This window comes from Micromonospora sp. CV4 (genome assembly GCF_003667455.1).
GTDB lineage: Bacteria > Actinomycetota > Actinomycetes > Mycobacteriales > Micromonosporaceae > Micromonospora.
Genome location: NZ_RCVI01000369.1, coordinates 1 through 7972, shown reverse-complemented (window position 1 = coordinate 7972; position 7972 = coordinate 1). Strand labels below are relative to the sequence as shown.

Annotated in this window: 8 protein-coding genes; 6 read left to right on the top strand and 2 right to left on the bottom strand. The window is 73.4% G+C overall.

Going from position 1 to position 7972, the window contains the following annotated elements:
- Positions 1 to 19 precede the first annotated feature (19 nt).
- A complete protein-coding gene (locus tag EAD98_RS25995) occupies positions 20 to 712 on the top strand; it encodes an EcsC family protein (RefSeq protein ID WP_121656616.1) in 693 nt (230 codons plus the stop codon).
- Between the two features lie 29 nt (positions 713 to 741).
- On the opposite strand, the gene EAD98_RS25990 is transcribed toward EAD98_RS25995, so the two are convergent.
- Positions 742 to 1593 carry a GDSL-type esterase/lipase family protein gene (locus tag EAD98_RS25990; protein WP_121656615.1) on the bottom strand — a complete coding sequence of 284 codons (852 nt, stop codon included), beginning with the start codon at positions 1591 to 1593 and terminating at the stop codon, positions 742 to 744.
- Positions 1594 to 1775: 182 nt separating this feature from the next.
- Between EAD98_RS25990 and EAD98_RS25985 the strand changes: the two genes are divergently transcribed.
- Genes EAD98_RS25985 through EAD98_RS25965 form a run of 5 tightly spaced genes read left to right on the top strand, consistent with a single transcriptional unit; the run spans position 1776 to position 6353 of the window.
- A complete protein-coding gene (locus EAD98_RS25985; protein ID WP_121656614.1) occupies positions 1776 to 2039 on the top strand; it encodes a DUF6343 family protein in 264 nt (87 codons plus the stop codon).
- 12 nt (positions 2040 to 2051) lie between these two features.
- Positions 2052 to 3464, top strand: coding sequence for an NADP-dependent succinic semialdehyde dehydrogenase (locus EAD98_RS25980; RefSeq protein WP_121656613.1), 1413 nt, complete (start codon positions 2052 to 2054; stop codon positions 3462 to 3464).
- A 60-nt stretch (positions 3465 to 3524) separates the two neighbouring features.
- Positions 3525 to 4490, top strand: coding sequence for a TIGR03885 family FMN-dependent LLM class oxidoreductase (locus tag EAD98_RS25975; RefSeq protein WP_121656612.1), 966 nt, complete (start codon positions 3525 to 3527; stop codon positions 4488 to 4490).
- A gap of 37 nt (positions 4491 to 4527) precedes the next feature.
- A complete protein-coding gene (locus tag EAD98_RS25970) occupies positions 4528 to 6099 on the top strand; it encodes a Na+/H+ antiporter (RefSeq protein WP_121656611.1) in 1572 nt (523 codons plus the stop codon).
- A complete protein-coding gene (locus tag EAD98_RS25965; RefSeq protein ID WP_121656610.1) occupies positions 6096 to 6353 on the top strand; it encodes a UBP-type zinc finger domain-containing protein in 258 nt (85 codons plus the stop codon). Before EAD98_RS25970 ends, EAD98_RS25965 begins: the two co-directional genes overlap by 4 nt.
- Here the strand turns inward: EAD98_RS25965 and EAD98_RS25960 are convergent.
- Positions 6329 to 7711, bottom strand: a complete 1383-nt coding sequence (locus EAD98_RS25960; RefSeq protein WP_121656609.1) for an MFS transporter — start codon at positions 7709 to 7711, stop codon at positions 6329 to 6331. The two genes, EAD98_RS25965 and EAD98_RS25960, sit on opposite strands and share 25 nt — an antisense overlap.
- Positions 7712 to 7972: the final 261 nt, after the last annotated feature.

The window sequence follows — 7972 nt, the reverse complement described above, 5'->3', positions numbered from 1 at the left end:
CCCCCAACCGTCCACCGACCTGCCGACCCCTCCGGTGGACGCCCCCGAGGGTCCGCCGGCCCGGCTCTGGGACCGGATGCGCGCGGATCCGCAGTACGCGCCGGAGCACCTCGCCCTGGAGGCGGTGCGCCGGCTCGGGCCGGAGGCAGCCCAGTGGGCCGCCCGCGCCCGGGCCGATCAGCCCGGCGTCGCGGCCGACGTCCTGGCCGACCAGGCGGCCCGCAAGTTCCTCAACCTGGCCCGCCTCTCCGGTGCCGTCTCCGGCGCGGCCGGGCTGCCCGGCGCCGTGCTCGACGTGGGTGTGCTGGCCTGGACCCAGGCGCGGATGGTCCTGCACATCGCCGCCGCGTACGACGTCGACCCGTTGCACACCGACCGGGCCACCGACCTGCTGGTGCTCCAGCGGGTGCACAAGGTCGCCGAGAGCGCCCGGCTGGCGCTCGGCGTGGCCGCCGGCCGGGAACGCGCCGACGCGCTCTTCGGCCTGGGCGGCCAGCGTCCACTCGGCCACGTCATGCTGCGGCTCGGCGTACGGCTGGCGCAGATGGCCGGCGTCCGGGCGGCCAAGCGGATGGTGGCCAAGGTCGTGCCCGGCGCGGCGATCGTGCTCGGCACCTGGGCCAACTCGTCGGCCACCAAGGATCTCGCGGAGCGGTCCCGTGCGCTCTACCGCCCGCGCGGCGCCACCGTGCCGGAGCCCCGAGACCCCTGACCCGCCCGTCCGCAGGTGTGTCCGGCCGGTCAGTCGGCCAGGCCGGAGGCGCGCCAGGTCACCTCCGCGAGCCGCCCCTGCCCGCCGGCGTTCGGGTGGAACCAGTCCAGCGGGTTCAGCAGGTCCAGGGTGAACCGGACCTTGTGCACCGCGCCGCCGTCGTGCCGGCAGCGTGACCCGTACGCCCGGCAGGCGGCCACCAACTGGGCGTTGTAGGCGTCGATCCGGTCCCGGACGGCGGCCCGGCGGGCCCGGTCTGCGGGGGCCGTCGAGGTCGCGTCGGCCAGCAGGGCCGGGCAGACGCCCCGCCGCCAGGCGCGTACCGCCCGGGAGTCGCCGTGTCCGACCTCCCAGAGCCGGTACAGGTCGGGAATGCTCACCACCAGCACCCGGGCCTTCGGCCGGCCGGTCCGCAGCGCCCGAAGGCCCCGGTCCACGTCGGCCCGGAACCGCGCCACCGGAGTCATGGCGTCGACGCCACCCCGGCAGACGTCGTTGGCCCCGATCAGCACGGTGATGTAGTCGGCGCGGTCGCGTACCGCAGCCTTCGCCTGGCCCTCCAGCGCGTCGGCGCGGGCACCCGGCCGGGCGTGGTTGTACGTCCGGTCGCGGATCGTGGGGTCCTGGTCGAGCAGCCGCCGGTAGAGGCTGCGCACCCGCAGGCCGTCGCCGGTCGACCAGGAGTTGCGCTCGCAGGAGGTGAACACCAGGCAGGACGCGAAGCCGGTGCTGATCGAGTCGCCGAGCGCGGCGATGCTGCCGGGGCCACCGGGCTGCGGAGTGCCCTTGGTGGGGCGGGGAGTCGCGGAGGTGCCGCCCTCGCAGGCCAGTGCGACCAGCGCCGCGAGACAGGCCAGCGCGGCGACCCAGCGTCGAGGCATGACATCCCCCGTCTCGCAGCACAGAGCGACAGCGCGGTAACTCTATGCGTAGGACGCGGTCTGCCGGGAAGTTGCTGTCGGGTATGCGGCAGAGCGCCCGGCGTGGCGGCGCGATGTGCTACGGACGCGGGTCACGCCGCGAGGCCGGGTTAACGCTGGCGATCTGGGGTAGGTCGGGAGTTATGACGAGATCGCAGCCCCGGCGTGCCCGTGGCACGGTCGGCCACGCGTACAGCGCGCTGAACCTCCGCCTCGCCCTCGCCGGCTTCGGGCTAGTGATCATGGTGCTCTTCGCGGTGCTGGCGTTCTGGGCCGACCTCGCCTGGCTCGGCGTTCTCTGCGCGATCTTCGCCGTGGTCGCCGTGGTCGACCTGGTCGTGATCCAGCGGCGCCGCGCCGCCCGCCGCCGCGAGGAGCCGGGCGTCAGGCACTCACTGTTCGAGTGACAGGAGGACGAGATGCCCATCGCCACCACCAACCCGGCCACCGGACAGGTGCTCAAGACCTACGAAGCGATGTCCACCGAGCAGCTCGACGCCGCCATCGAGCGCACCGAACTCGCGTACCAGCAGCTGCGCGGCACCACCGTCGACCAGCGGGCCCGGTGGATGCACGCCGCGGCCGACCTGCTGGAGGCCGACCGGGACGAAATCGCCCGGATCATGACCACCGAGATGGGCAAGACGTACGTCGCGGCGCAGGCCGAGGTGACCAAGTGCGCGGCGGCCTGCCGGTTCTACGCCGACCGGGCGCCCTCGTTCCTCGCCGACGAGCCGGCCGACGCCAAGGCCGTGACCGCGACCCGGGCGTTCATCCGCTACCAGCCGATCGGCCCGGTGCTCGCCGTGATGCCGTGGAACTTCCCGCTCTGGCAGGTGATGCGCTTCGCCGCGCCGGCACTGATGGCCGGCAACACCGGCCTGCTCAAGCACGCGTCGAACGTGCCGCAGACCGCGCTGCTGCTGGAGGACGTGTTCCGCCGGGCCGGCTTCCCCGAGGGCGCGTTCACCACCCTGCTGGTCGGCTCGGAGGCCGTCGACCGGATCCTCAGCGACCCCCGCGTACGCGCCGCCACACTCACCGGTAGCGAGCGCGCCGGCCGTTCCATCGCCCAGGTCGCCGGCCGCGAACTGAAGAAGACGGTGCTCGAGCTGGGCGGCAGCGACCCGTTCGTGGTGATGCCCTCGGCCGACCTGGACCGGGCCGCCGAGGTGGCCACCACCGCGCGCTGCCAGAACAACGGCCAGTCCTGCATCGCGGCGAAGCGGTTCATCGTGCACACCGACGTCTTCGACGCCTTCGCCGAGAAGTTCGCCGCGAACATGGCCGCGTTGCGGGTCGGCGACCCGATGGACAAGGACACCGACGTGGGGCCGCTGGCCAGCCAGGGCGGTCGCGACGAGGTCCACGCCCAGGTGCGCGACGCGGTGGACAACGGCGCGACCGTGCTCTGCGGCGGCGAGTTGCCGGCCGGGGACGGCTGGTTCTACCCGCCGACGGTGGTCACCGACCTCACCCCGCAGATGCGGATGTGGCGTGAGGAGGTCTTCGGCCCGGTCGCCGGGCTGTACCGGGTGTCGTCGTACGAGGAGGCGATCGAGGTGGCCAACGGCACCTCCTTCGGGCTCGGCTCGAACGCCTGGACCCGCGACCCGGCCGAGCAGGAGCGCTTCGCCACCGACCTGGACGCCGGCAACGTGTTCATCAACGGCATGACCACCTCCTTCCCGGAGCTGCCGTTCGGCGGCGTGAAGAACTCCGGCTACGGCCGGGAGCTGTCCGCGCTGGGCATGCGGGAGTTCTGCAACACCAAGACGGTCTGGGTGGGGGAGGGCGCGGCCTCGGCCGGCGCGGGCGCGCACGCCGAGTAACCGGCGGGCGGCCGGCCCGAGCGGTTCAACCGGACGCCGTCCTGGGTAGGAAGTGCGTCCATGACGGTGTTCGGCTTTCACGCGTCCCACGAGCAGATCCACCCGCGCGCCCTGCTGGAGGCGGTGATGCACGCCGAGCGGGCCGGCTTCGACGCCGCCATGTGCTCGGACCACTTCTCCCCGTGGAGCGCCCGGCAGGGCGAATCCGGCTTCGCCTGGTCCTGGCTGGGCGCCGCGCTGCAGGCCACCGGCATGTCGTTCGGCGTGGTCAACGCCCCCGGCCAGCGCTACCACCCGGCGATCATCGCGCAGGCGATCGGCACCCTCGGCGCGATGTACCCGGGCCGGTTCTGGGCCGCGCTGGGCACCGGTGAGGCCAGCAACGAGCACATCACCGGCGACCCGTGGCCGCGCAAGGACGTACGCGCGGCCCGCCTGCGCGAGTGCGTGGACGTGATCCGCGCACTGCTGGCCGGCGAGGAGGTCAGCCACGACGGTCTGGTCCGGGTGGACCGGGCCCGGCTGTGGACCCGGCCCGAGCAGCCACCCGCGCTGGTCGGCGCCGCGGTCAGCGTCGCCACCGCCCGCTGGTGCGCCGAGTGGGCGGACGGGCTGATCACGGTGAACGCGCCGACGGCCCACCTGCGCGAAATGATCGACGCGTACCGGGACGCCGGCGGACGCGGTCCGCTGCACCTGCAGGTGCACGTCAGCTGGGCGCCGGAGCAGGCGCAGGCCGAGGCGCTCGCGTACGACCAGTGGCGCAGCAACGTCTTCGCCCCGCCGGTCTGCTGGGACCTGGAGACCGTCGAGCACTTCGACGTCGTCTCGGCCGACGTGCCGCCGGAACGGGTGGCGCAGGTCGTGAACGTCTCGGCCGACCTGGGCCGGCACGTGGGCTGGCTGGAGGAGTACGTGGAACTCGGGTTCGACCAGATCGCCCTGCACCACGTCGGGCAGGAGCAGCGCGGGTTCATCGACGCGTTCGGCGCCGAGGTGCTGCCGAAGCTGCGGACGGCCTCGTGATCAGGGCGCGGTCCGTCGCACCCTAGGCTCGTACCCCATGGAAAGCCTGTTTCCGGTCGTCGTCTTCCTGGCGATCGCCACCCTGGGCGCGGCGCTGGCCCGCCGGCTCGGCCTGCTCGCGCCGATCGTGCTGGTCGTACTCGGTCTGGCGCTCTCCTTCGTACCGGGCCTTCCGCAGGTGCACCTTGACCCGGAGTTGGTGCTGGTCGGCATCCTGCCGCCGCTGCTCTACGTGGCAGCGCTGGAGACCTCGGTGCCGGCGTTCAAGAACAACATCCGGCCGATCCTGCTGCTCGCCGTCGGCCTGGTGCTGTTCACCGCGTTCGTGGTCGGGTTCGTGCTGCACCTGCTGCTGCCGCAGGTGCCCTTCGCGATCTGCCTGGCCCTCGGCGCGGTGGTCGCGCCGCCGGACGCGGTGGCCGCCACCGCGGTCGCCCGGCGGGTCGGGCTGCCCCGCCGGGTGGTCACCATCCTGGAGGGGGAGAGCCTGGTCAACGATGCGACGGCGCTGGTGCTGCTCCGGGTCGCGACGCTGGCGACCGCCGGTTCGGCGGTCGGCACCGCAAACGTCACCGTCGAGGTGCTGCGGTCCGCCGGCGGCGGCATCCTGATCGGTCTGCTCGGTGCGGTGGTCTTCGGCTTCCTGCACCGGCGGATCCACGATCCACTGCTGGACAACGCGTTGTCGTTGATCATCCCCTTCGCCGTGGTGTTCGGCGCCGAGGAGGTCCACGCCTCCGGCGTCGTCGCGGTGGTGGTCACCGGGCTGGTGCTCGGCCACAAGCTGCCCCGGTTGCTCTCGGCCGCCTCCCGGTTGCAGGTCGGCGCGTTCTGGCGGCTGGCCCGCTTCCTGCTGGAGGGGCTGGTCTTCCTGCTGGTCGGGCTCCAGCTGCCGGACGTGCTGCGGGACCTCGACGAGCCGTTCGGCTCGCTCACCGCGATCACCCTCGCCGTGCTCGCCACCGTCTTCCTCACCCGGTTCGTCTGGCTCTTCCCGGCCACCTACCTGGCCCGGTTGGTCCCCCGGATCCGTCGCCGGGACCCGGCCCCGTCGCCGAAGTTCCCCATCGTCATCGGCTGGGCCGGCATGCGGGGTGTGGTCACCCTGGCCGCCGCGCTGGCCCTGCCGCTGACCCTGGCCGACGACCGGCCGTACCCGAGGGCGTTGTTCATCTGGCTGGCCTTCGCGGTGATCGTGGTCACCCTGGTCGGTCAGGGGGCCACGCTGCCGTTCGTCGCCCGCCGGCTGAAGCTGCCCCAGGACGACCCGGTGCAGGACGCGTTGTCGGCCGCCGGCGTGCAGCAGCAGGCCAGCCGGGCCGCCCGGGAGCGCCTCGACGAGCTGGCCGACAGCGCCCCGGAGGCGGTGGTGGACCGGCTGCGCCGGGCGTCGGAGGACCGCACCAACATGGCCTGGGAACGGCTCGGTGGCGCCGAGCGGGAGACCCCGTCGCAGGCGTACGGTCGGCTGCGACAAGAGATGATCGACGCCGAGCGGGAGGTGTTCCGGGCTGCCCGGGACTCCGGTCGGATTCCGGAGGAGGTGCTGGTGCGGGCCTATCGTGACCTGGACCTGGAAGAGTCGTTGCTGCGGGAGGTCCAGAAGTGAGTTGTCAGCACCTGACCGAGGCGGGTGCGGTGGAGCCACACACCACCGAGGAGTGCCCCGACTGCGTCGCCATCGGCAACGCCGACTGGGTGCACCTGCGGGCCTGTCTGACCTGCGGGCACGTCGGCTGCTGTGACTCGTCGCCGTACCAGCACGCGACGAAGCACTTCGAGTCCAGCGGCCACCCGGTGATCCGCTCCGTGCAGCCGGGCGAGGCCTGGCGCTGGTGCTACGTCGACGAGGAGATCGGCTGATCGCTGGCCGGACGTGATTCGGCGCGTCTCGCCAGGGCCCGTCGGGTGAGCGGCGGCACGGCCAGACCGGTGACGGCGAGCAGCCCGGCCAGCACCAGCCAGCCGACCGGGCCGCCGTCGATGATCAGCCAGGTCAGCAGGGCCGGCCCGGCCGCGCGGGCCAGCCCGGCGAGCAGGCCGTCCACCCCCTGGTAGGCGCCGATGGCGTCCGGGGCGGCCAGGTCGTACGCCAGTGCCGCCCCGGCGCTGGCGTGCCACAGGTCGCCGAGGGTGTAGACCACCGTGGCGGCCAGGAGCAGGCCGACCGCCGCCGGGGTCGGCGCCGCGGCGGTCGCGGCCCACAGCAACATCCCCGCCGCGAGCACGAGCCCGGCCCGGCGCATCGTCGCCGCCGCCGGCAGCGCGCGGCGTGCAGCACGGCTCAGGCGTACCGCGAGCAGCACGGTGAGCAGCGTGTTGACCAGCAGTACCGCGGACACGGTCACCGGCGGCGCGTCGGTGCGGGTCACCACCCACAGCGGCAGCACCAGCGTCAACACCACCCAGTGCAGGGAGAGCACCGCCGAGGCTCCGGCGACCAGGAGGAACGGCCCGTCGCGCAACGCCCGTCCGGGCCCGCGCCGCCCGCCGGCCGCCGGTTCCGTCAGTTCCGTCGGCTTCGTTGGTTCCGTCAGTTGCGTCGGCTCCATTGGTTCCGTCAGTTCGGTCGGCTCCGTCAGTTCCGCTGGTTCCGTCGGCTTCGTTGGCTTCGTCCGCGGGTGTGCCGGCAGTCGCATGATCAGCGTCGCCGAGACCAGATAGGTGGCAACGTTGCCCAGCACCAGCAGCCGGTACGCCCAACCGGTGTCCGCCACCAGCGCGAACCCGGCCAGCCCCGCGCCGAGCGCCACGCCCAGGTTGGCCACCGCGCGCAGGGTGGCGAAGGCGTGCACCCGGCCGTCCGGGCCACCCACCGCGGCGACCAGCGCGGCGCGGACCGCCAGGTTGCCGGAGACCAGCAGCGCGTCCAGGGTGGCCACCAGCAGGAATACGGGAAACGAGTCCACCAGCAGGTACGCGGCGGCGACGGCGGCCTGCACCAGCTGGAGGGCCGCCCGGAGGGTCCGGGGATCACGCCGGTCGGCCAGCCCGCCGAGCGGCACGCTGGCGGTGAGCCCGACCAAGCCGGCGAGCGTGAGCCCCAGCCCCACCTCGGTCGGGGTCAGCCCCACGACCCGGGTGAGGTAGAGCGCCGCCCCGGTCACCCACAGCCCGGTGCCGACCGTGTTGGCGAGGGTGGCCAGCGACAGGGTGCGCAGCCGGCCGGGCGGCGGCAGCGGCGACAGCGACCGCCAGCGGCCGCGAACCCCCGCCCGCATGCCCACACCTCGACCCTAGGACCGACGCGTGCCCATCGATGCCCCGCTCGGTGCGGCCCCCGTCACAGCCGCCTTCAGCTCGGTCACTGGCCCCCGTTCGTTCGCTGGCTCCCGTTCGTTCGCTGGCTCCGGTTCGTTTGCTGGTTCCGGTTCGTTTGCTGGTTCCGGTCCGCTTGTCGGCTCCGGTCGTTGTGGGCTCAGATCCGTGGGGAGGTCACGTGCGCCGGTGGTAGTGGTTGCGGCGGGGGAGTTGGGTGGGGT